The organism is Sphingomonas sp. BL-S-30, assembly GCF_055521475.1.
Window position 1 is genome coordinate 1083095 of sequence record NZ_CM145481.1, and the last position, 22327, is coordinate 1105421.

At 66.4% G+C, this 22327-nt stretch carries 21 protein-coding genes; 16 read left to right on the forward strand and 5 right to left on the reverse strand.

The window, feature by feature from the left end; translation table 11 throughout:
* Positions 1-141 precede the first annotated feature (141 nt).
* Entirely contained in the window at positions 142-849 is a 708-nt protein-coding gene (locus ACZ1I5_RS04935) for a CoA transferase subunit A (protein ID WP_465172620.1), read from the reverse strand.
* A 212-nt stretch (positions 850-1061) separates the two neighbouring features.
* Between ACZ1I5_RS04935 and ACZ1I5_RS04940 the strand changes: the two genes are divergently transcribed.
* Positions 1062-1496, forward strand: a complete 435-nt coding sequence (locus ACZ1I5_RS04940) for a hypothetical protein (RefSeq protein ID WP_465172621.1) — start codon at positions 1062-1064, stop codon at positions 1494-1496.
* Positions 1497-1498: 2 nt separating this feature from the next.
* On the forward strand, positions 1499-2410 hold the full coding sequence (locus ACZ1I5_RS04945) for a glycoside hydrolase family 25 protein (RefSeq protein WP_465172622.1): 912 nt from the start codon (positions 1499-1501) through the stop codon (positions 2408-2410).
* 1 nt (position 2411) lies between these two features.
* On the opposite strand, the gene ACZ1I5_RS04950 is transcribed toward ACZ1I5_RS04945, so the two are convergent.
* Positions 2412-3326, reverse strand: coding sequence for an SMP-30/gluconolactonase/LRE family protein (locus ACZ1I5_RS04950; RefSeq protein ID WP_465172623.1), 915 nt, complete (start codon positions 3324-3326; stop codon positions 2412-2414).
* 271 nt (positions 3327-3597) lie between these two features.
* Between ACZ1I5_RS04950 and ACZ1I5_RS04955 the strand changes: the two genes are divergently transcribed.
* The 9 genes from ACZ1I5_RS04955 to ACZ1I5_RS04995 all read left to right on the forward strand — a co-directional run bounded on the left by ACZ1I5_RS04955 (position 3598) and on the right by ACZ1I5_RS04995 (position 10975).
* Positions 3598-3966, forward strand: coding sequence for a BlaI/MecI/CopY family transcriptional regulator (locus ACZ1I5_RS04955; protein WP_372852358.1), 369 nt, complete (start codon positions 3598-3600; stop codon positions 3964-3966).
* Positions 3963-5585: a M56 family metallopeptidase gene (locus ACZ1I5_RS04960; RefSeq protein WP_465172624.1), complete on the forward strand. Its 1623-nt coding sequence runs from the start codon at positions 3963-3965 to the stop codon at positions 5583-5585. The genes ACZ1I5_RS04955 and ACZ1I5_RS04960 overlap by 4 nt, the downstream gene beginning before the upstream one ends.
* A gap of 80 nt (positions 5586-5665) precedes the next feature.
* Complete coding sequence (locus tag ACZ1I5_RS04965) at positions 5666-6523, forward strand: MBL fold metallo-hydrolase (RefSeq protein ID WP_465173893.1); 858 nt, start codon at positions 5666-5668, stop codon at positions 6521-6523.
* Entirely contained in the window at positions 6520-7203 is a 684-nt protein-coding gene (locus tag ACZ1I5_RS04970; protein ID WP_465172625.1) for a DUF4230 domain-containing protein, read from the forward strand. Before ACZ1I5_RS04965 ends, ACZ1I5_RS04970 begins: the two co-directional genes overlap by 4 nt.
* Positions 7204-7205: 2 nt before the next feature.
* Positions 7206-8216 (forward strand): quinolinate synthase NadA, encoded by a 1011-nt coding sequence (gene nadA / locus ACZ1I5_RS04975; RefSeq protein ID WP_465172626.1) that lies wholly within the window; start codon positions 7206-7208, stop codon positions 8214-8216.
* A gap of 29 nt (positions 8217-8245) precedes the next feature.
* On the forward strand, positions 8246-8761 hold the full coding sequence (locus ACZ1I5_RS04980; RefSeq protein ID WP_465172627.1) for a cupin domain-containing protein: 516 nt from the start codon (positions 8246-8248) through the stop codon (positions 8759-8761).
* A 138-nt stretch (positions 8762-8899) separates the two neighbouring features.
* The gene (nadC, locus tag ACZ1I5_RS04985) at positions 8900-9790 is read left to right on the forward strand and encodes a carboxylating nicotinate-nucleotide diphosphorylase (RefSeq protein WP_465172628.1); all 891 of its coding nucleotides are present in this window, start codon (positions 8900-8902) and stop codon (positions 9788-9790) included.
* 61 nt (positions 9791-9851) lie between these two features.
* Complete coding sequence (locus ACZ1I5_RS04990) at positions 9852-10268, forward strand: hypothetical protein (RefSeq protein WP_465172629.1); 417 nt, start codon at positions 9852-9854, stop codon at positions 10266-10268.
* Complete coding sequence (locus ACZ1I5_RS04995) at positions 10265-10975, forward strand: ribonuclease T2 family protein (protein ID WP_465172630.1); 711 nt, start codon at positions 10265-10267, stop codon at positions 10973-10975. The genes ACZ1I5_RS04990 and ACZ1I5_RS04995 overlap by 4 nt, the downstream gene beginning before the upstream one ends.
* Before the next feature lie 45 nt (positions 10976-11020).
* On the opposite strand, the gene ACZ1I5_RS05000 is transcribed toward ACZ1I5_RS04995, so the two are convergent.
* The 3 genes from ACZ1I5_RS05000 to ACZ1I5_RS05010 are packed head-to-tail and all read right to left on the reverse strand — an operon-like array spanning position 11021 to position 14406.
* Positions 11021-11431, reverse strand: coding sequence for a DUF4112 domain-containing protein (locus ACZ1I5_RS05000; RefSeq protein ID WP_465172631.1), 411 nt, complete (start codon positions 11429-11431; stop codon positions 11021-11023).
* A 27-nt stretch (positions 11432-11458) separates the two neighbouring features.
* Positions 11459-12904, reverse strand: coding sequence for an ABC transporter substrate-binding protein (locus ACZ1I5_RS05005; RefSeq protein ID WP_465172632.1), 1446 nt, complete (start codon positions 12902-12904; stop codon positions 11459-11461).
* Positions 12901-14406, reverse strand: a complete 1506-nt coding sequence (locus ACZ1I5_RS05010; RefSeq protein WP_465172633.1) for a peptide ABC transporter substrate-binding protein — start codon at positions 14404-14406, stop codon at positions 12901-12903. The genes ACZ1I5_RS05005 and ACZ1I5_RS05010 overlap by 4 nt, the downstream gene beginning before the upstream one ends.
* A 617-nt stretch (positions 14407-15023) precedes the next feature.
* On the opposite strand from ACZ1I5_RS05010, the gene ACZ1I5_RS05015 reads away from it, so the two are divergent.
* From ACZ1I5_RS05015 to ACZ1I5_RS05035, 5 genes are all read left to right on the forward strand, one after another.
* Positions 15024-15929 carry an SGNH/GDSL hydrolase family protein gene (locus ACZ1I5_RS05015; protein WP_465172634.1) on the forward strand — a complete coding sequence of 302 codons (906 nt, stop codon included), beginning with the start codon at positions 15024-15026 and terminating at the stop codon, positions 15927-15929.
* Positions 15926-17161: a GDSL-type esterase/lipase family protein gene (locus tag ACZ1I5_RS05020; RefSeq protein ID WP_465172635.1), complete on the forward strand. Its 1236-nt coding sequence runs from the start codon at positions 15926-15928 to the stop codon at positions 17159-17161. Before ACZ1I5_RS05015 ends, ACZ1I5_RS05020 begins: the two co-directional genes overlap by 4 nt.
* 2 nt (positions 17162-17163) lie before the next feature.
* A complete protein-coding gene (locus tag ACZ1I5_RS05025; RefSeq protein ID WP_465172636.1) occupies positions 17164-18576 on the forward strand; it encodes an MBOAT family O-acyltransferase in 1413 nt (470 codons plus the stop codon).
* Between the two features lie 9 nt (positions 18577-18585).
* Complete coding sequence (locus tag ACZ1I5_RS05030; protein WP_465172637.1) at positions 18586-18900, forward strand: hypothetical protein; 315 nt, start codon at positions 18586-18588, stop codon at positions 18898-18900.
* Between the two features lie 119 nt (positions 18901-19019).
* Positions 19020-22220, forward strand: a complete 3201-nt coding sequence (locus ACZ1I5_RS05035; RefSeq protein ID WP_465172638.1) for a TonB-dependent receptor domain-containing protein — start codon at positions 19020-19022, stop codon at positions 22218-22220.
* The last annotated feature ends 107 nt before the right edge of the window (positions 22221-22327 follow it).

Below are 22327 nucleotides of genomic sequence, written 5' to 3' on the forward strand. Positions count from 1 at the left end.
GCGCAGCAAGGGCCAAAATCATTCCCCTCCCGCTGGCGGGAGGGGTTAGGGGAGGGCATGTCCCCGAAAGGAGGGCGCTGTTTCGGACAGGCCCTCCCCCGACCCCTCCCGCCAGCGGGAGGGGAGAAAAAGCGCGCAAGATCACGCCGCCACCCGCTCGCGCACCGTCCTGAACTCGATCTTCTTGTCGTAAGGGCTGCCGACGATCATCCGCTTCACATAAATCCCCGGCAGATGGATGCAGTCCGGATCGAGCGACCCGACCGGCACGACTTCCTCCACCTCGGCGACGCAGATCTTGCCCGCGGTCGCCATCGGGGCGTTGAAGTTGCGCGCGGTCTTGCGGAAGATCAAATTGCCGCTCTCGTCCGCCTTCCAGCCCTTGATGATCGCCAGGTCGGCCCGGATGCCGCGTTCCAGGATATATTCCTGCCCGTCGAAGACCTTCACTTCCTTGCCCTCGGCCACCTGGGTGCCGACGCCGGTCTTGGTGTAGAAACCGGGAATGCCCGCGCCGCCCGCGCGGCAGCGCTCGGCTAAAGTGCCCTGGGGGCAGAATTCCACCTCGAGCTCGCCCGCCAGATATTGCCGCTCGAACTCCTTGTTCTCGCCGACATAGGAGGAGATCATCTTTTTCACCTGGCGGCTGCGGAGCAGCTTGCCCAAGCCCTCGCCGTCCACGCCGGCATTGTTGCTGGCGATGGTCAGCTCCTTCGTGCCCGCATCGCGGATCGCGTCGATCAGGCGTTCCGGGATGCCGCACAGGCCAAAGCCGCCTGCGCAGATCGTCATGCCGTCGAACAGGATACCCTCGAGCGCTGCCGCTGCATCGGGATAGAGCTTCTTCATCGCCATGATCTCCTAGACATGTTTGGCGCGCATAAGCCATCGGCACGCGCCCCGGTCAATCGGGCGGTTGTTGCAAGTGCAATTGCAGAGAATGCACGCAATCGATTCAACCCGGCGCGCCACCGATATAGTCGAATCGAGCCTAGTTGCGCTTGTTGGGGGTGCCCGATTCCTCAAGCATGGCGTGAGCCATACCGGAAGGAGAGGGGCCGATGTCCGCCACACTTGATGCGGTTAGCTGGTTGCAGGTCGTCGGACTTGGCGGCGCGATGGGAATGCTCGGGCAGGGCATCCGCGCGATCGTCGGCATCAAGAAGCTGAACGATGCCGCCAGCGGCACCACGGCCACCACCGGCGACATGATCCAGCCGAGCCGGGTCCTGATATCGTTCGGCATCGGATTTATCGCGGGCGCGCTCGCGGCGGTGAGCCTGGTCACCGATCTCGCTCATATCAGCGCGCAACAGATCTTCATGCTGATGGCGGCGGGCTATTCGGGCGCCGATTTCGTCGAAGGCTTCATGTCGCGCGAGACCGTCGCCGTAACGATCGCCACGACACCGCCGGCCTATACGCCGCCGATCCCTGCGCCACCGCCGCCATCCGCTACAGTGACGGCGACTGCAGCCGATGGCTCGGTGGGCTGATCATGGTCGCGCAGATCCTCGTCACCGGGCAGGTGCAGACCACCTCCCTCGTCAACCTCCGCCAGGGCGCGCCATCGACCACCGCGCCGGTGCTGCGCAAGGCGCAACCCGGCACGACACTCGCCGTCTCCGCGATCGTCGCCGGCGATTCGGTCGAGGGCAATCCGCTCTGGTACAAGATCGCCGAGGACGCCTTTGCCTGGAGCGGGGGCTGCGGTCCGTTCAAGGCGGGGCCTGCGCCCGCCAGCGTGCCGCAGACCGGCACGCCGGTCACGCCCGCCCCCGCGATTCCGTTCCCGCCGGCGGTGCCGCTGGTGCTGGACATCTATCACGGCGATGTGGTGACCAGCTTTCACCAGGCCTTCGCGGCCGGCGTGCGCGGGATCATCCACAAGGCGACGACGGGCGGCACCGGTCGCGACTCGTTGTATGACGATCGCCGTCCTGCGGCGCTCGCGGCGGGCATGTTGTGGGGCGCCTATCACTGGGGCACCGCCGCGCCGGCCAAGCAGCAGGTCGAGAATTTCCTCGGCTGGGCCAAGCCCGATGACAAGACGCTGGTCGCGCTCGATTACGAGCGCACCAACGGCAACCAGATGACGCTGGATATCGCGCGCGAATTCCTCACCCTGATCGAGCAGAAGCTCGGCCGGAAAGCGGTGATCTATAGTGGGGAACTGGCCAAGGCGGATCTCGGCACCCGCGTCGATCCGTTCTTCGGCGCGCACCGGCTATGGCTAGCGCAATATGGCCCGACCGCCGTCGTGCAGAAGAGCTGGGCGACCTATTGGCTGTGGCAATATGCCGAGAAGGTCGCGAACATCCCGGGCATCCCCGGCAATGGGATCGGCGCGCTCGATCTCGATCACTTCAACGGCACAGCCGCCCAGCTCGCAGCGCAATGGGCCGGCTGACTCAATAGGCCAGCTTCAGGCCCGGACGCGGCCATTCCATGCTGACCAGTTGGCCCGTGCCTGACAGGGTGATGTAGGCGGTGCGCCGGTCGGCCCCACCCCAGCAGATGTTGGTGGTGAAGGGATCAGGGGTCGCCACGAACTCGACCAGCTCGCCCGACGGCGAGATCACGCTGATCCCGCTCTCGCCGATCGTCGCGACGCAGATATTGCCATTCTCCTCGACGCCCAGCGAGTCGAAGAACTTGTACCCGGCAGGCCGATAGAGCGGGATGCCCGCGCCGCCGAGACCCACAGTCGGATCGATCTTGCCCGGCGCGGTGACGCGAAAGGCCATCAGCCGGCAGGTATAGGTCTCCGCCGCATAGAGTGTCGCGCCGTCGGGCGAGAGGCCTACGCCGTTCGGGTTCTCGCTGGGGAAAACCACTTCCTCCAGATGGCTGCCATCGGCTTTCGCATAGAAGATGCCGGTGATGTCACGCTCGCGCGGGCGGTTCTTGCCATGGTCGGTGAACCAGAAGCCGCCATGCGCGTCGAACACGATATCGTTCGGCCCACGCAGCACGCAGCCGAAATCGCCATCCTTGTAGAGCGTCTCGACCGCGCCGGTCGCAAGATCGATCCGCTCGATCCGTCCGCCCGAATAATCGTCGGGCTGGCCATGCGGGATCAGCAGCCCGCCGCGCTCGACATAGTGGAAGCCGCCATTGTTGCAGCAATAGAGCTTGCCGTCCGGCCCCATCGCCAGCCCGTTCGGCCCGCCGCCCGGTTCGGCCACCGTCTCGGTCGATCCGTCGGGCTTCACCCGGGTGATCCGCCCGGCCGCGATCTCGACCAGGATCACGCTGCCGTCAGGCATTGCCACGGGGCCTTCGGGAAAGCGCAGACCGGTGGCGACGGTGGTGAACTGGCTCATCTTCCTCTCCCTCTTTTGGGCAACCTACAGCGCAACACCCTCTCCGTCATGCCGGACTTGTTCCGGCATCCATCGGGCCTGTGGCGAATTCGTCGGCGAGTACGCACCGCCAGTGCCTCGTTCCTCGCGCAGCGCCCGCGGCCCGATGGACCCCGGAACAAGTCCGGGGTGACGGGTGGCGTGGGAGGCGCCGCATTCATCGACCGTTCAGCCAATTGACTACAGATGTAATCGCGACGATTACAGATGTGGTCATTACGGGGAGCGAGTCGTGAGCGAACGGATCAGCGATGCCGAACATGCGGTGATGGAGGTGCTCTGGGATGAGTCGCCCTTGACCGCGCAGGACGTGGCCGAGCGCATCCCGCCGGAGCGCGACTGGTCGGCCAATACGGTGAAGACCCTGCTCGGCCGGCTGCTCGCCAAGAACATCATCGGACACCAGGAAGATGGCCGCCGCTACCTCTATCGACCGCTCGTCGCGCGCGGCGACTATGTCGAGGGTGAATCGCGCCGATTGATGGACCGGCTGTTCGGCGGCAAGCTTACCCCTTTGGTCGCCCATCTCGCCGAGCGCGACGCGCTGACCAACGAAGACATCGCCGAGATCGAGGCGCTGCTCAAGGGTCTCAAGTCGTGACGGCGTGGGCGATCGAGGCGCTGATCGCCTCCGCCGTGCTGATGGTCGCGGTGCTGTTGCTGCGCGGCCCCGTCCGCCGCGCCTTCGGGCCGGACATCGCCTATGCGCTCTGGGCCTTGCCTGCGCTCAGGCTGTTCCTGCCGCCCTTACCCCAGTCCTGGCGCGAGATCGCAGTCGCGCCGGTGATCCGTGCGAGCGAGCAGATCACGGTCTATGTGATCGAGCCGCTCGGCGGAGACGCCGCCGCGCCCGTTGCCCAAAATCCCTCGCTTGGCCCCTTGCTGGTCTCGCTCTGGGTGCTGGGAGCGGCGGCGTTCATTGCCTGGCACGCCACGGCGCATGCCCGCTTCGTCCGCCGCATGCTCGACCAGACGGCGCGCGAGACGGAGATCGAGGGCGGCATCCAGCTGATCGAGACCGACGCGGCCAGCGGTCCGCTCGCCTTTGGCATCTGGCGCCGCTACGTCGCCTTTCCGCGCGACTTCACCGAGCGCTACGATCTGGAGGAGCGCGACCTCGCGCTCGCCCATGAAGTCGGCCACCATCATCGCGGCGATCTGATCGCCAACTGGATCGCGCTGGTGGTGCTCGCACTGCATTGGTTCAACCCGATCGCCTGGCGTGCCTTCCGCGCCTTCCGTGCCGACCAGGAGATCGCCAACGACGCCCGCGTGCTCGCCGGCAAGAACCCCATGCTGCGGCACACCTATGCCTGCGCCATCGTCAAGGCGGCGCATGGCGGCGCCGTGTCGGCCGCCTGCCACCTGCACACCATCGAGGATCTGAAAGGGAGACTGAGAATGCTGACCACCAACAAGACGTCGCGCCTTCGCCTCGTCAGCGGCTGTGCCGCGGTCGCGATGCTGACCGTGGCCGGGCTGGGCGTCACCGCCTCCGGCACCCAGGCCGCCGAGCGCGTCCGCTCGGGCATGGAGAAGGCGACCGGCGTGAGCCTCGCCGAGCTGAACCCGATCGCCGCCGTGGCGCCGCTCGTCGCCCCGGCGCCGGTGCCGGCGCCCGCTGCTGTTCCGGCCGTCCCCGCCGTCGGCGCCATCCCCGCGCCGATGCCGGTCCAGGAAGTCGGCCCCGCACCGGTCGCGCCGCCGGCCCCGCCTGCTCCCCCCGCGCCGCCGGCATGGGGCGATGACGAGGACAGCGCCACCACCACCGTCTCGCCCGATGGGAAAGTCACCAAGCGCAGGGTCGTCCGCATCGTCCGCCGCGACAAGGACGGCAAGATGGTGACCGAGGACTTCCATGGCATGGGCGCCATGCCGCCCATGCCCCCGATGCCACCCATGCCCGAGGTCTCCTCGCGCAACTGCCCGGGCGACGGCCAGCGCCACGAGACGGTGATCAACGAGAAGAAGGGCGACAAGCGGATCATCATCATCTGCACTAACCGCATCGAGAGAGCGGCGCGAGAAGGCGCAGCGGTGGCGGCACGGAGCAAGGACATCGAGCGCAACGCCTATCGCTCGGCGCTCGAAGGGTTGCGCAACGCGCAGGCCCGCATGCGCAGCGACCAGGCGATGGGCGAGGTCGCCCGCAACGAAGCGATCAAGGCGATCGACGAAGCGATCCAGGACATGGAAGAGAATATCGCCAGGGCAAACTGAGCGATCTTCACCCCTCCCCTTCGGGGGAGGGGCTTTCCGTGCCACTTGCCATCCCGGCGCCGACCCGCCATCTCGCCATCATGAGCGAGCAACTACCTGGCGTCGCCGAGCAGCTCGAACCGCTCGTCACCCGCATCCTCGCGCCCAATCCGTCGCCCTTCACCTACACCGGCACCCAGACGCATCTGGTCGGCACGCGCGATCTGGCCGTGATCGATCCAGGGCCCGACGATGCCGGCCATGTCGAGGCGCTGATCCGCGCGATCGCGGGCCGCCGCGTCACCGCCATCGTCATCACCCATACCCACCGCGACCACAGCCCGGCCTCGCGCGCGCTGAAGGCAGCGACCAGCGCGCCGATCATCGGCTGCGCCCCGCTGGCGCTCGACGATCTCGGCCCCCGCGCCGACGCGTCGTTCGATGGCGATTACGCGCCCGACCATGTCCTGGCCGATGGGGAATCGGTGTCGGGCGATGGCTGGACGCTCACCGCCATCGCCACGCCCGGCCATACCTCCAACCATCTCGCCTTCGCGCTGTCCGAGAGCAAGGCGCTGTTCTCCGGCGATCATGTGATGGGCTGGTCGACCACCATCGTCTCGCCGCCCGATGGCGACATGGCGGCCTATATGGCCAGCCTCGACAAGCTGATGCACCGCGACGACCGCATCTATTACCCGGCGCATGGCGATCCGGTGGAGAATCCCCGCCGCCTCGTCCGCGGCATGATCGGCCATCGCAAGCAGCGCGAGGGCCAGATATTGCGGCTGCTGCGTGCCGAGCCCCGGGCGATCCCGGCGATGGTCGAGCGCATGTATGTCGGCATCGACCCCCGGCTGTTTCCCGCGGCGGAGCGATCCGTGCTTGCCCATCTGATCGATCTGCGCGACCGGGGCGTTGTCTCCCTCAGGGGCGACGACTGGGAGATGGCCGCATGAGGTTCCTCGGCAAGTTCGCCGGTGCGCTGGCGCTGATCGCCCTGTTCATCGCGGGTGGCTTCTGGGCGCTCGGCTATTATGTCAGCGGCAAGATGAAGGGCCCCGATCCAGTGACGATCGCGAGCGCCTCGCTTCAGGGCCTGAAGGAGCAGAACCGCCTGTCGGCCTTCGCCGCGCGGTTCGTGGCGGTGACGACCTCGACTCAGTCGCAATTCGGGCTGAGCGCGAAGAAGACGCTGATCATGCCCGGCATGGTCCGCTACGAGGTAGATCTCGCCAAGCTGCGGCAGAAGGACGTGTCCTGGGATGCCGGCACGCGCACGCTTGGCGTCGTGCTGCCGCCCATCGAGGTCTCCCCGCCGCAGATCGACCTCACCCAGATGCGCGAATATGGTGAGGGTGGCATATTGTCGGCCTTTACCGATGCCGATGCGAAGCTGCAGGACGCCAATCGCCGCGCCGGTCAGCAGGAGCTGGTGCGCCAGGCGCATGAAGCGGTACCGATGAACCTCGCCCGCGACGCCACGCGCCGGGCGGTGGAGCGGAGTTTCGCCATGCCGCTCAAGGCGGCGGGCATGGACGTGACGGTGAAGGTGCGCTTCGCCGACGAGGCGAAAGACAATAGCGAGGTCTGGGACACGACCCGCTCGCTCGACCAGGTTTTGGGGAATAGGAAGTAACCATGGACGCACGTAACGGCATCGGCGGCACGCTCACCGGGCTCGACCTCAGGGCCGAGATCGACCGGCTGCGCAAGGAGCGCAACGCGGTCATCCTCGCCCATTATTACCAGAAGCCGGAGATCCAGGACATTGCCGATTTCGTCGGCGACAGCCTCGATCTCAGCAAGAAGGCGGAGGCGACCGACGCCGATGTCATCGCCTTTTGCGGCGTCCGCTTCATGGCGGAGACCGCGAAGATCCTGTCGCCCCAGAAGATCGTGGTGCTGCCCGACATGAACGCCGGGTGCAGCCTGGAGGACAGCTGCCCGCCCGAGCAGTTCGCTGCCTTCCGCGCCGCGCACCCCGATCATATCGCGCTGACCTACATCAACTCCTCTTGCGAGGTGAAGGCGCTCAGCGACATCATCGTCACCAGTTCCTCGGCCGAAAAGATCCTCGCCCAGATTCCGAAGGACCAGAAGATCATCTTCGGCCCGGACAAGAATCTCGGCGGCTATCTCGCGCGCAAGACCGGGCGCGACATGCTGCTCTGGCCGGGCGTGTGCATCGTGCACGAGGCGTTCAGCGAAACCGAGCTGCTCAAGCTCCAGCTACAGCATCCCGGCGCGCCCGTCGTCGCGCATCCGGAATGCCCGCCCTATATCCTCGACCATGCCGATTATGTCGGCTCGACCCGCGGCATCCTGGAATATGCGCTGGCGATGGAGGGCGACACGCTGATCGTCGCGACCGAGCCGCACATCATCCACCAGATGCAGAAGGCGGTGCCGGACAAGAATTTCATCGGCGCGCCCGGTGCCGACGGCAACTGCAACTGCAACATCTGCCCGTACATGGCGCTCAACACGATGGAGAAGCTGTACGTCGCGCTGCGCGATCTCGAGCCGCGCATCGAGATCGAGGAGGGCCTGCGCCTCCGCGCCAAGAAGAGCCTCGACGCGATGCTGTCCATGGCCAGCGCAACGGTCGGCATGGGCGATCTCGGGCCGGTCAAGGTGACGGGCGACTAGGGTCGCCCAGGCGGGAGGGGAGTAGGATCATGTTCTTCCGCAAGAAAAAAGCGAAGGGCCTGCCCGGTGGTCCGGTTATGACCGCGCCGTTCCGCAGGATCGTGACCGGGCATGACGATGCCGGCTGGTCGATCGTGGACAGCGTCGACACCTTGCGCCCGGTCACCACCGGCACGGGGGAGGCCGCCCTGGCGCAGGTCTGGGCGACACCCGAGGTGCCCGCCAATCTCAACGACGACAGCGACGGGGATCGGATGCCGGGCGACGAAGGCGGATCGATGATCCGCGTCGTCGATTTCCTGCCGGGCCGGAAATCACGCACCCACCGCAGCTGGTCGATCGACTATGCCATCATCCTGGATGGCGAGATCGAGCTGCAGCTCGACGGTGGCGAGGTCGAGCATCTCGAGACCGGCGACATCGTCATCCAGCGCGGCACGAGTCATCTCTGGCGCAACCCCGGGACCGAACCCTGTCGCGTGGTGTTCATTCTGATCGAGGCGATTCCCGTCGCGATCGACGGGCACCTGCTGCCCGAGGTGTAACGTCGGCGGGTGGTTGGCGGACATGGGCGGTTTCGGCATCGGGCGATGCATCGGTTTTGTTGCGCAGCGACGGGCTGGATGCTTGCGTTCGCCGCCGGGTGTCGACAATGCTGACCCAAAGCAGCGGCGGAGCGGATGATGATGTCGGGCACTCTCTCTCCGGCACTGCCGGACGGCGCGACCGACTGGGCGTTGCCCGGTTTCGACCTGCCGGCCTTTGTCGCCGCGACGCTGGCCGAGGATCTTGGCGATGCGGGCGACATCACCTCGACCGCCGTCATTCCGGCCGATGCCCGCTTCACCGGCGTGATGGACAGCCGCGACGCGATCGTCGTTGCCGGCCTGCCGATCGCCGAGGCCTTTTTCCGGTCGCTCGATCCCGAGGTGCGGATCGAGCGGCTGGTCCAGGATGGCGACCGGGTCGCAGCGGGCACTGACCTGATGCGGCTGGAGGGCAGCGCCCGGGCGATGCTGACGGCGGAGCGATCGGCGCTCAACACCGTCCAGCACCTTTCGGGCATCGCGACGCTGACGCGCAGCTATGTCGACAAGATCCTCGGCACCGGCGCCACCTTGCTCGATACCCGCAAGACCATCCCGGGCCTGCGCGTGCTGGAGAAATACGCCACGCGGATGGGCGGGGCGACCAATCACCGCATGGGCCTGTGGGACGCGGCGATGATCAAGGACAATCACGTCGCGGTCGCCGGCGGGATCGGCGAGGCGGTGCGGCGCGCGAAGGAGGCAGGGATCGCGCGCATCATCGTGGAAGTCGATTCGACTGACCAGATCGAGCCGGCCCTGGCTGCCGGCGCGACGCATCTGCTGCTCGACAATATGGATCCGCCGATGCTGCGCGGCGCGGTGACCCTGATCGGTGGTCGCGTGCCGACCGAGGCGTCGGGCGGCGTAAGGCTCGATACGATCCGCGCGATCGCTGAAACCGGCGTGACCTTCATCAGCGTCGGGCGGCTGACTCAGTCCGCTCCGGCGGCGGATATCGGGCTTGATTTCACCGCCGCCACCTGACGGTTGCATGAGAACAAAAGAGGACTAAGCTGTCGCCGACAGCGCTGGTGGGGGAGAGTCGATGGAACGGCCGAAATCGATCATTCAGTTCGAACGCTTCTATCTCGCCGCCATCGGCGTGGATGTGGTGAACACCGTCCTGTCCTGGTCGGAGCGGGAGGAGCGGGCGTTGCTTAAGCCCCAGATGTTCGGTGACGCGACCCTGCCGCTCATGACCGCGATCGGTTTCGTCATCGCTCTGGTCCTGTGGTTTCTGGTCGCACGCAAGGGGAGCATGATCGCCAAATGGATACTCGCCATCTTCATCGCGCTGGCACTGGCGTGGACGCTGTATGCGATCCCGAGCGGGCGCTATTCGCTTGGGCTGAGCGGCCTGCTCGGCCTGTTCTCGACCGTGCTTCAGGCCTATGCGGTCGTGATGCTGTTCCGCCCGGACGCACGGCCCTGGTTCGGCGCCAGGGCGGGAGCCGCCGCATGAAGCCGGCGCTCATCATCGCGGCCCTGCTCGCCGCCGCGCCGGGCGTCGCCCAGGCCCAGGCCTATCAATGCGCGATCCCCGCCAATCTCGCCCGTCCGCGGCCCGACCTGCCGAGCCGCAGCGAGCCGAAGCGCGTGCTGCCGATCGGCGGCTATACGCTCGCCGTCACCTGGGCTCCGCAATATTGCCACGACAATGCGCGCAATGCCTCGGCCCGGCTCGAATGCGGCAGCGGCAATCGCTTCGGCTTCACCCTGCACGGGCTATGGCCCGACGGGGTGGGCAAGGAATGGCCGCAATATTGCACCGCGACCGCGATCCTGCCGCGCCAGGTGATCCGCAAGCATCTCTGCGCGACGCCTTCGGTGCAGTTGCTCCAGCACGAATGGGCCAAGCACGGCACCTGCATGCGCACCACGCCGGCTGCCTATTTCGAGCGATCGACCGGGCTTTATGCGAAGCTGCGCTATCCGGACATGGATGCGCTCTCGCGCGGCAATGTGACGGCGGGCGGTTTCGCAGCGGCAATGGCAAAGGCCAATCCCGGGCTGCCGGCGAACGCGATCCGGGTGACCGCCAATCGCCAGGGCTGGCTCGACGAACTGTGGATCTGCCTCGACAAGAGCTTCGCCTATGAACGCTGCAAGGCGGGCAGTGGCGGCCTGCCGGCGACAGCGGCGCTGAAAATCTGGCGCGGGTCCCGCTGAGGCAAGATCCGGCGCGGGTCGCGCTGAGGCGCGGCCCGTACGGCGTTATTGGTTGATCACCGCCGTCGAAGGATGGTGCTTGTCGAGATGGCGCTTGATGATCCGCAGGTTGCGGGTGTTCGATCGGAAGAAGAGATCGGGGACCGCGCCGACCCAGGGGATCAGGCCGAGCAGGAAGTCGATGCCGATATTGCCCGCCATACGCGCTATCTGCGATTTCGACATGCCCAGATTGCGGGCTTCCCACGCCATCCAGGCGCCCATCAGCGCGGCGACGGCACCGCCGCCGATCGGGATGATGTCCAGGATTACGTCCAGCCCAACCTTGCGGTTGATGCCGGGAATGGTGAACAGGCCCTCGAGCAGATGCTCCATCGCCACGATGCGCTTGCGCACTGACGCGGCGTCGCTGCCGGTCAGGCTGCTCGCGATATTGCCGAGGGGCTCGGGGCTCATTCGGGTCGCACGGTTGGCCATATCACCTCATTTGGTGTCGTTACGCAGGTGATTCAACGGGTGCCAGGCGCGAGAGTTCCCCTGCCACTGGCCCAGCCGCAGCGCGACCAGCGACCAGCGTAGCGGCCGGGCGATGGGAATATAAGCGATATCGGCCGCCACCGCGGCGTCGGCCTCGGCGATCCGGGTGGCGCGCAGCTCGAGTGTCGGGGCATCGCGGGCTGCATCCACCGCTGCCTGCGCGTCGTCGCCGCAGGGCTGGCAGGCGGTGGCGAGATACCAGCGCGCGCTGTCATAGGGGGCGACCGCGTCGACCAGCCGCAGATCGGCATCGGCGTCGATCGCCACTCGCTGCGTGTCGATGCCGATCCGCTGCAGCCCCGCCGCGACGATTCCGTAGACGATCATGGAGCCGGGCCCCCGCGGGAGCGCGATACGCAGCATCAGCGGCCCGTCATGCGCCTTGCGCCAGGCGCGCACCCGGTCGATCGCCGGGGTCGTATCGGTGGCGGAGGCGACCCAGCCCGGGGTCGGCGCCGCCGCGGAATCCAGCCGGTCGGGCAGCAATTGGGCAGTTGCGTTCCAGCCGGGGGCAAAGGCGCTGACGATCGCCTGGCGATCGACCGAACGGGCGACCACCGCTCGGTTCGCTGCCTCGGCGAGGAAACCCTTGCGGCTGGCGATCGTCAGGCCGAACAGGCCGGCGGCCGGATCGAGCCGCTGGTTGGCCGGCGCGATCTCGGCGGTGGCGAGCAGCGGCCAGTCGGAGAAGCTGCCGCCGGTGACCATGTCGGAATCGCGTTTGGCAAATCGGACAATGGCGCGAGACGCCCGTTCGCCGATCAGCCGGACATTCTGTTCGGGTCCCGGCTCGGCGGCCTCGTCGTCGGGCGAGCGGGCCGGATCGAAGGCGGGGCGCAGCATCATGCCGTCGCGATGAGTTTCGGTGATGCGGAACGGGCCGCTACCGCCCGGCGGCCGGGCGCGGAACAGGGCAAGCTCGGGCTGGGCGAACAGCTTGAGCAAATCGGGGCGCGGCCGCTTGAGTCGTATCTCGATCACCTGCGGGGTCATCTCGACGATCTCGTCGATCGCGCTGAGGAACGGCAGCAGCGGGTTGCGCGACCGGGGGCCGATCTGGCGGCGGAGGATCGTCACCACTTCCTCGGCGCTCACCGGCCGGCCGTCGCTCCATTCGCTGTCGCGCAGGCGGAAGATATAGCTCATGCCGTCGTCGATCACGATCCAGCGCTCGGCGATGCCCGGCTCGATCTGCCCGCTGGCATCGAAGCGGACCAGGCCCTGAGCGGTCGAATCGACCAGCAGGCGGGACGGCGTGGCGAGCGGCCCCAGCGACGAATCCGCAAGCCCCGGCGCCGCGCCGATCGCGCTGACCACGACGGGCCCTGCGTCCGATCGCCGGCCGCAGCTTGTCAGCAGGAGCACGACCAGGAGCAGCGCGCCGCTCTTCATCGCGAATCCCGGTACAGCAGGCGGCTGGGGTGGATGTTCATCGCATTATCCTGCCATCCCCGGACGTCGGGCGCCACCAGCGCGCGGCTGACATAATGATAGATCGGCAGGATCGGCGCCGCGCGCAGCAAGCGTTCCTCCGCCGTCGTGAGCAGCGCGGCACGCGCGGCGGGATCGACCGTGTCGAGCGCCTGCGCGATCAGCCGGTCATAGTCAGGATCGGCATAGCCCGAATAATTGACGGCGCCCGCATTGCTCAGATGCACGGCGAGGAAATTCTCCGGTCGCGGCACGTCGGCGATCCAGCCGGACCGCGCGAGCTGGAAATCGCCGAGCCGCAGCGCGGCGAAATGCAGCGCTGCCTCGCTGTTGAGCAGCCGCGCCTCGACGCCATAAGGCCGCCACATCGCCGCCAGCGCCACCGCGATCCGCCGATGGTCGCCGCCGCTGTTGAACCGGACATCGAACACCAGCGGATGTCGGGGGCCATATCCCGCTCTGGCGAGCAGGCCGCGAATAGCCGCGGGACGATCGGTCGTCGCGAAGACGTTCAGGTCGTGCCCGCCGAGCACTGGAGGTACCAGGCCGAGCGCGCCGGTCTCGCCGGTGCCCATCAGCCTGGTCGCGATCCAGTCGCGGTCGATCGCCATCGAGAGGGCGCGGCGGACCCGGACATCGTCGAACGGCGGCTTGCGGGTGTTGAAGGCGAGATAATAGGTGCCGGCATAAGGCGCGATCCGCGCTGCGCCGGGCAAATGCCGGCGTACCCAGTCGATCCGGCTCCCGGGAATGTCGCTGATCGTATCCGCCTCTTTCCCGCGGAAGCGCCGGAGTGCCGCCAGCTTGTCCTCCGCCGGTTGCCAGACGATGATCGGGGTTGGGGCCGGGCGGTCGTGCCAGGCCGGGTTGCGCGCCAGGGTCAGCCGGTCGCCCAGCCGCCAGCCGGTCAGACGGTACGGCCCTGAGGTGACCAGCGGCCGGTCGCTGGTCCAGCGGTCGCCGGCCGCGGCGATCCGGTGAATCGGCAGTGCCGCGAGCGCGGGCTGGGCGAGCAGTTCGGCCAGCCAGGGGAGCGGGCGGTGCAGGGTAACGGTGACCGTCGCCGGATCGGCGGCGGCGATGCTTGAGATGCCCTCGAACAGCTTGGCATTGGGCGCAGTCGTTTTCGGGTCGCGCAGCCGGGCAAAACCGTCCGCGAAGGTGGTGGCGGTGATCGGCGTTCCATCCGAGAAGCGCAGACCGGGCCGCAGGGTGAAACTGCACGAAAGCTTGTCCGCAGTGCAGCGCATCGCCTTCGCCAGACCCAACTCGGCCTGCCCGTCGCCGCGGTGGCGGGTCAGCCCCTCGAACTGATCCTCGGCGACGCGAAGCGAGGTGAGATCGGAGATCTTCTGCGGATCGAGATTCTTCACCTCGTCGTCCGACAGTCGCACGAGGCCGTCATGCTTGCCGTGCTCGTTCCGGCTGCAGCCGCCGATCGATAGTGTGACGCACAAGGCCATGCCCAAAAGGCGGCCCGGCCTCCATCGACTCCCGCTTCGATCGGGGGAATTCTGAAGGGGCGGGGGGGAGGGCACGCCTGTTCCTACCGCCTTGCGCGCCTGGCTTCCACCTGCCTGTCGTTCACGCTGGAACAGAAGGGGACAATAGCCGATCCGGTCGGAGTCGATCAGCGAATCCCGATGGAATCCCTCGCGTTCACTGTGAGGTTTGACGAAGAACCTCCTCCTTCATTGTGATGCTACTGCGAATGACGATCCAATCGAAATTCGTATCTATTCTATCCATGGAAATTATCCGATCCGGTGCGCCTGATTATTCGAAATCTCGCTGACGCCATCTGTGTCGCCAGTTGGTGCCTGGTCCGCAAAGAAATAGCCAAGTAATACTTATCATGATTTCTTGTGATGTTTGCGGACAAAGTTGCCGCCGTACCGTAAAATTCTGCAATCGCTCGTGAGTCTATAGACAAAGGGAGAGTGAAGAGCGCATGAGTGCGTCGTTCGATAGAATACACTCTCCCGCTGAAAGTATGAACGCCGTGTTGCAAGGTACAGTGCAAGCGCCGCAGGACGCCGCGCGCCAAATCGACCTGATTTCTTCCTCAAATCGTCCCCCGTTGCGTATCCTGCTCGACCGGACGGCGGTGCTCCTGCTGGGCACCGCGGTAGGGGCGGCGATCGGTTGGGCTTTCCAGACCGGCAGCAGCGCATCCGCGGCGGCGGTCTCGCCCGTCCGTCCTGCCATCGCCCGGCCGATGCCCGTATCGGTGCAGGCGGAGGATGCGCTCATCCGCCAATATGCCACGCCGTTCCAGCAACTGGTGAAAACGGTCGCGACTGGCAACCGGATCAAGGTCGGCGTGTTCGGCGACAGTTTCGGGGACGGTGTCTGGTGGGGGCTGGCGCAGCAACTGCCGAACAAGGCAGGCTATGAGGTCGTGAAGTACAGCCAGCCGGCCACCGGCTTCACCCGCTACAAGAGCCTGAACCTGGAAACCCATGCCGCCGAACAACTCGGCGACGCGCCGCTCGACATCGCGATCATCTCGTTCGGCGCCAATGATGCGCAGGGGATCATCACGCCCCAGGGCAAATATGCCAAGTTCATGGGACCGCTCTGGCAGCAGGAGGTCGGCGGACGCCTCGATCGCTACGTCGCCTTGCTGCGCCGCCATCACGCGATGGTCTATTGGGTCGGCCTGCCGCGCATCGGCAAGGAATCGCTCGATACCGATGTCATGGCGATCAATGATTTCTATGCCGAGCGGATGGCGAAGCTCGGCGTGCCGTTCATCGATACGCGGCCGGTTGTCTCCGACGCGCAGGGCAATTTCGCGACCTATCTCAACGACCCGAAGTCCGGCAAGCGCACGCTGATCCGCGCGGCGGACGGCGTGCACATGTCGATGACCGGCTATCTCTGGATCACGCGCGGGCTGGCCGGCCGAATCCGCAACTATGCCGATGCCGCGCGCACCGTCGCCGGTACGCCCGCAACCGGGGGCGGGGAAGCCGCGAAGTGAAGCTTGCATTGATGACCATGGCCGCGCTCTCGGCGCCCGCGGCGGCGTCGACCTGTGCCGGACCGCTGTGCAACCCCGAGGCGCTGGCACCCTATTTCGCCAGGCTCGAGGCCGTGCGGGTCGCGAAGGGCGTCGCCCCGGTTCATATCCTGCAGATCGGCGACAGCCATACCGCCGGCGACGCGGTGACGGGCGCGTGGCGGGACCTGTTACAGGCGCGGTTCGGCGGCGGCGGCAGGGGCGTGCTGCCGCCGGGGCGCCCCTATGACGGATATGTCACGCGCGGTGTCACGGTCTCCATGTCGTCCGGCTGGGCGATCGGCGCGACCTTCGGCAAGGGCGCCATTGCACCGCGGCCGCCGCTCGGTCTTTCCGGCTTCAGCATGACCGCGACACGTGTCGGCGCGAGCATGGCGTTGAATGCCGCGCCGGGCATGGCGTTCGACCGGTTCATCCTCTGCGCAATCGGTGGCCCGGACGCTGGCGGCGTCAGCGTCCGGTTCGATGGAGATGATCAGCACCGGCTGGATTTCACGGCGCCGTCGCGGCGGCCGGCCTGCCGAACGATCCGTTCGACCGTGCCGCACGCGTCAGTCGAGATTGTCGCTGACGGGCGTCCTCTCACGCTCACGTCCTGGGCGACCTTCCGCGACGATGGCGGCATCGCCCTGTCCAATCTCGGCGTGGTCGGATCGCAACTCGCCCATTTCGCGCGGACCGACGATGCCGTTATGGCAGAGGAACTGAAAGCCTATCGCCCCGACCTGATCGTCCTCGCTTTCGGCACCAACGAAGGCTTCGCGCCGCATTTCGATCCGGTCGCGTTCGAGGCCGTGCTCCGCTCGCAGATCACCCGGCTGCGCCTGCTCTCGGGCAACGTCCCGATACTGCTGCTCGGCGCCCCGGATTCGCTCAGTCGCCAGCCCGCGCTGCGCACCAATGCACCCGGCGCGCTGGTCGGCTGCGAGGGCGCCGGCGATCAACCCACCTTGTTCGCGCCGCCCGCCCTCGCTGCCGTACGCGACATCCAGCGCCGGGTGGCGGGTGAGATGGGCCTTGCCCTGTGGGATTGGCAGGCCCGAATGGGCGGCCCCTGCGCGGCCCGCAACTGGGTCCAGCGCGAGGTGCCGCTGATGCGCGGCGACTATGTCCATTTCAACACCGCGGGCGGACTGGAGATCGCTCGGCGCCTCCAGGCCGACCTCGACAGGGGAGCCGCATCCGCGGAATAACCATGCTGTTTCCGACGCTCACCTTCGGCGTTTTCTTTCTCTTCGTCTTCACCCTGGTCTGGTCGATGCGCTCCAACGAGTGGCGCAAGATCCTGCTGCTCGTCGCGAGCTGGGTCTTTTACGGCGCGTGGGACTGGCGTTTCGTGCCGCTGCTGATCTTCTCCGCGCTGATGAACTGGGCGGTCGCCGCGGGTCTCGCGAACGATCGCTTTGCCGACCGGCGCAAGCTGCTCCTGTTGTGCGGCGTGGCGGTCAATCTGGTCATCCTCGGCTTCTTCAAATATTTCGACTTCTTCACTGAACAGGTCGGCGCCTCGCTCGCCGCGATCGGGTTTGAGCGCGACCTGCCGATGCTCCGGGTGATCCTGCCGATCGGCATTTCCTTCTTCACCTTCCAGGGCATCAGCTATGTCGTCGACGTCTATCGCCGGCGCGTCGAGCCGGCGGCCCTGCTCGACATCTTGCTGCTGATGTCTTTCTTCCCGCACCTCGTCGCCGGGCCGATCGTGCGCGCGGCCGATCTCGTGCCGCAATTCCAGACGCGCCCGAAGCTCGACCGGTCGATGGTGTCGATGGCCTTGCTGCTGATCGTCTGGGGCCTGTTCAAGAAGACGGTGATCGCCTCCGAACTCGCGGTCGGCTTCGTCGATCCGGTGTTCGCCGATCCGGCTTCGCACTCGTCGCTCGACCTGGTCTTCGCGGCCTATGGCTATGCGGTGCAGATCTATTGCGACTTCTCCGCCTATACCGACATGGCGATCGGGCTGGCGGCACTGCTCGGCTACCGTTTTCCGCGCAATTTCGACCAGCCCTACCGTGCCACCTCGCTGCAGGATTTCTGGCGGCGCTGGCACATCACCCTGTCGCAATGGCTGCGCGACTATCTCTATATCGAGGCGCTGGGCGGCAGCCGCGGCGGCAAGCTCGCCACCTATCGCAACCTGATGCTGACCATGCTGCTCGGCGGTCTGTGGCACGGCGCGAGCTGGACCTTCGTCATCTGGGGCGGCCTGCACGGTAGCGCGCTGGCGGTGGAGCGTTTCTGGGCCGATCACGCGCCGAGAACCTGGCCGCCGCTGCCGGTATGGGTGAGGCTGCTGCTCACCTTCCATGTCGTCCTGCTCGGCTGGATCTTTTTCCGCGCGGCCAGCTTCGGCGACGCCATGACCTATCTCGGCGGTATGCTCGATCCGTTCGGCAGCCCGGCCGGCTTCACTGCCTCGCCGCTGATCGTGCTGCTGATCGGCGTCGGGCTGGCGATTCACGCTGTGCCGACGCGGTGGATGAGCGGCATGGCCATCCGCATCCGCACCATGCCCGCGCCGCTGGTCGGTGTCGGCCTGGCCGGGCTGATCCTCGTCATCGACGCGATGCGCTTCGAAGGCGTCGCCCCGTTCATCTATTACCGCTTCTAGGAGCCTCGCATGCCCATAGCCTCCGAATTCCCCGTCGATCTGCCCGGCCCTGCGGGGCAGATGCATGCCCTGCGCTGGACGTCGATGGTCATAGCTATGATGACGCTCTCGCTTACCCTGACCAACGCCGGTTCCATCACCAATTGGGCCGCCGAACAGACACCCGGGCCACGCATCGCGCTACTGCTCGATCACGCCGATCGCTGGCGCGACACCACCGACCGCGCCGGACTGGGCAACGCGCGGGCCATAATGCACCGCCTGTGGAAGAAGATGGAGGCGGCGCGCTGGCCGGGCGGTTCCACCGATCAGGCAAAGGGCTGATCCTGTCCCCGGCTGAGAAGGCAGTGCGCTCAAGCGTTTCATGACATTTTTTTGGCGGGATCAGGCCCCCCCTGCGTCTCACAGGACGGAACCGCGATGAACGCGGCGGGAGGGTCATCATGCGTAATAGGGGGTTTATTTCCATCTATGGCTGCAGCTCGGCGGTGGCGACGGCGCTATTGCTTGCCACCGCGCCTGCCGCGGCTGCCCAGCAGTCACGGACTTTCGACATTGCCGCCGGTGATCTGGCAAGCGCGCTGAACGCTTTCGCCCGGCAGGCGAACCAGGAGATCATCTTCTCCAGCGCCCTGGTCGCCGGCAAGCGGACCAGAGGCGTTCGCGGCAGTGTCGAGCCCCGTGCGGCCCTGCAGGCCCTGCTTGACGGGACTGGTCTGCGCGCTGAGGGCGGCAGTGTCCTCACCCTGCGCAAGGTCATGGCGCCTGAGCCAGTCGCGGTGCGGCGGCAGCCGATCAACTATGAGGATGCTCCTTCAGCGCGGGCGGTCCGCGTTCAGGATCGCGCGACCAGCCTGACTCCCGGCGGGGTGGGAGAACCGGAGGAAAGCGAAGTCCCGGCGAGCGAGGTCATCGTCACCGGTTCGCGCATCGTGCGCAACGGCAACGACGCGCCGACACCCACCACCGTGCTGAGCTCCGAAGACATCGCCGAGCGCAACCCGACCAACATCGCCGATTATGTCACGCAGTTGCCGTCGATGGGAACGGGCAACACGCCGCGCACCACGACGCTGTTCGCCAACGCGACCGGTGGCGCGAACCAGCTCAGCGCGCGCGATCTCGGCGTCACCCGCACGCTCGTGCTGCTTGACGGCCGCCGCGTCGTCGGCTCCGGCATGTCGCCTGCGGTGGACGTCAATCTGCTGCCGCAGAACCTGGTGCAGCGGGTCGATGTGGTGACGGGCGGCGCGTCGGCGGCCTATGGCTCGGACGCGGTGGCCGGCGTCGTCAACTTCATCCTCGACACCAAATTCACTGGCCTGAAGGGCAGCTTTAACGCGAGCCAGACCGACTATTCCGACGGGAGGATCATTACCGGCGATCTTGCCTGGGGCGCGAAATTCGCGGGCGGCCGCGGCCATGTCCTGCTCAGCGGCTCCTATTACAAGGGCGACAGGATCGATTTCTACGAGCATCAGCGCAAATGGTTTCAGCCCGGCCTGCGCCTGCTGAACAATCCGGACTGGACGGCGACCAATGGTCAGCCCGGCCAGATCGTGCGCACCGATGCCGGCTATAACAGCACGCCAGGCGGCGTGATCGCTGCCGGCCCGCTGAAGGGAATGTCGTTCGGCCCAGGCGGCACGGTCGGCACCTTCGTCTACGGGCCGATCCAGCAGGGCCAGGTACAGGCCGGCGGGACGGTGGAATCCATGCCCATTCGCGGTGCGCTGATGCCCGACGACAAGCATTGGAGCGTCTATGGCCGGCTCAGCTACGAGCTCACCGACTCGATCAACGCGATCGTCGAGGCGAGCTATGCCGGGAACGACACGATCAACTGGTCGGCGGTCTATAACCGCCAGGGTGCCACAAACCTCGTCATTACCCGCGACAATCCGTTCATCCCGGTATCGGTGCAGCAGGCGATGGACACCGCCAAGATCACCTCGTTCCAGATGAGCCGGCTCTTCTACGACATGATCAATACGCCCGGCACGCATATCGGCGAGGCGGGCTATAATCGCCGCCAGGATCGGGTTCTGCTCGCGCTGGAGGGCAGCTTCCTCGATAGCGGCAGGTGGCGCGCCTATTACCAGCGCGGCCATAGCAATGTGTGGTATACCCGCGACAACAACATCATCCTTACCCGCTTCAACCAGGCCATCGACGCGACCACCAACCCCGCGGTCGGCGGTGTGCCGGGCGTCGCGGTCGGCGCGCCGATCTGCCGCTCGACCCTGGCCAGTCCGACCAATGGCTGCGTGCCGATGAACGTGTTCGGCGAAGGATCGCTCGGCGCCGCGTCGATCGCCTGGGTCACCGGTGCCGCGCAAGGATACCGGACGCGCCAGGACCTGGATTTCTACCAGGACGTCTGGTCGATCGACGCCCAGTATAATCCCTTTTCCACCTGGGCGGGGCCGGTCTCGATCGCCGCCGGCTTCGAATATCGCAAGGAATCCTTTTCCGCGACGGCCGACGATCTTTCCGTCGCGTCGCAGTGGAACGTCGGCAACTTCAAGCCCGGCAGCAACGGGTATAATGTGAAGGAGTTCTTCGGCGAGGTACTGGTGCCGCTGCTGAAGGACTCGGTCGTCGCGAAGAATCTGGAATTGAACGGCGCGGTGCGGCGGACCGACTATTCGACCAGCGGCGCGGTGACGACCTGGAAGGCGGGCCTGACCTGGGAGCTGGTCGACGGCCTGAGGCTGCGCGGCACGCGATCGCGCGACATCCGCGCGCCGAACCTCAACGATCTGTTCGCGCCGGCGAGCCAGTTCGTGAACGCCTATCTCGATCGCAGCCAGCCCGGCAGCCCGCAGGTGCCGAACATCACGCTGAGCGGCGGCAATCCCAACCTGAAGCCTGAAATCGCCGACACCTGGACGGCGGGCGGAGTCTATACGCCGCGCTGGCTGCCCGGCTTCAGCGTCTCGGTCGACTGGTACAAAATCGATATCCAGGACGCGATTACCGCAGTCGGGGCGCAGCAGATCATCGACATGTGCTACGGCTTCAACCGGCCGCAGAATGCGGCGGCCTGCCAGTCCATCGTCAAGGCGGCGGGCGCCACCAACCTGGTCAACGCCACCATCTTCACCAGCGGCATCAACGCGCAGAATGTGGCGGTAGAAGGCATCGACTATGAGGCGAGCTATCGGACCAATCTCAGCGATATCTCGGAAAGCCTGCCCGGCGCGCTCAATCTCCGGCTGCTGGTGTCGCAGCGGCTGAAGGACGAAACCAATCTGCCCGGCGATTCGGCGCCTCCGACGCTCGGCACGTTCGCCAGCCTGCGGTGGCGTGGCCTCATGACGGCAACCTATGCCGTGGGCCCGAGCCGCACGACGCTGACCACGCGGTACCTTGGGGCCGGCAAGATCACCAACCAGCCCGAGACCAGCCGCACGGGAATCCCGGCGGCGTTCAATCATGTCGATCCGGTCTGGTATTTCGAGCTTGCCCAGAATTACGACATCAGCATCGGTGGCAAGAAGGTGACGATATTCGGCGCCGTCGAAAACCTGTTCGATCGTCAACCCGAGCCGATCCCGAGCAGCGGCACCTCGTTCGGCACCTCGGCGCCCTATGACCTGATCGGGCGGAGCTATCGTCTGGGGTTCCGCTTCAAATTCTAGACGGATCTCTCGCCCAGTTCCGCATCGCCATCCCGGTCAGCGCCGGGATGGCGATCATTAGAGTAGCTTGCATTACATCAGAGCCGCCAGCACCCGTTCGTCCTGAG

Bases quoted from the DNA above. Each gene is read 5' to 3' on its own strand.
- ACZ1I5_RS04935 (WP_465172620.1), bottom strand. From the start codon at position 849: ATGAAGAAGCTCTATCCCGATGCAGCGGCAGCGCTCGAGGGTATCCTG.
- ACZ1I5_RS04940 (WP_465172621.1), top strand. From the start codon at position 1,062: ATGTCCGCCACACTTGATGCGGTTAGCTGGTTGCAGGTCGTCGGACTT.
- ACZ1I5_RS04945 (WP_465172622.1), top strand. From the start codon at position 1,499: ATGGTCGCGCAGATCCTCGTCACCGGGCAGGTGCAGACCACCTCCCTC.
- ACZ1I5_RS04950 (WP_465172623.1), bottom strand. From the start codon at position 3,326: ATGAGCCAGTTCACCACCGTCGCCACCGGTCTGCGCTTTCCCGAAGGC.
- ACZ1I5_RS04965 (WP_465173893.1), top strand. From the start codon at position 5,666: ATGAGCGAGCAACTACCTGGCGTCGCCGAGCAGCTCGAACCGCTCGTC.
- ACZ1I5_RS04970 (WP_465172625.1), top strand. From the start codon at position 6,520: ATGAGGTTCCTCGGCAAGTTCGCCGGTGCGCTGGCGCTGATCGCCCTG.
- nadA (WP_465172626.1), top strand. From the start codon at position 7,206: ATGGACGCACGTAACGGCATCGGCGGCACGCTCACCGGGCTCGACCTC.
- ACZ1I5_RS04980 (WP_465172627.1), top strand. From the start codon at position 8,246: ATGTTCTTCCGCAAGAAAAAAGCGAAGGGCCTGCCCGGTGGTCCGGTT.
- nadC (WP_465172628.1), top strand. From the start codon at position 8,900: ATGATGTCGGGCACTCTCTCTCCGGCACTGCCGGACGGCGCGACCGAC.
- ACZ1I5_RS04990 (WP_465172629.1), top strand. From the start codon at position 9,852: ATGGAACGGCCGAAATCGATCATTCAGTTCGAACGCTTCTATCTCGCC.
- ACZ1I5_RS04995 (WP_465172630.1), top strand. From the start codon at position 10,265: ATGAAGCCGGCGCTCATCATCGCGGCCCTGCTCGCCGCCGCGCCGGGC.
- ACZ1I5_RS05000 (WP_465172631.1), bottom strand. From the start codon at position 11,431: ATGAGCCCCGAGCCCCTCGGCAATATCGCGAGCAGCCTGACCGGCAGC.
- ACZ1I5_RS05005 (WP_465172632.1), bottom strand. From the start codon at position 12,904: ATGAAGAGCGGCGCGCTGCTCCTGGTCGTGCTCCTGCTGACAAGCTGC.
- ACZ1I5_RS05010 (WP_465172633.1), bottom strand. From the start codon at position 14,406: ATGGCCTTGTGCGTCACACTATCGATCGGCGGCTGCAGCCGGAACGAG.
- ACZ1I5_RS05025 (WP_465172636.1), top strand. From the start codon at position 17,164: ATGCTGTTTCCGACGCTCACCTTCGGCGTTTTCTTTCTCTTCGTCTTC.
- ACZ1I5_RS05030 (WP_465172637.1), top strand. From the start codon at position 18,586: ATGCCCATAGCCTCCGAATTCCCCGTCGATCTGCCCGGCCCTGCGGGG.
- ACZ1I5_RS05035 (WP_465172638.1), top strand. From the start codon at position 19,020: ATGCGTAATAGGGGGTTTATTTCCATCTATGGCTGCAGCTCGGCGGTG.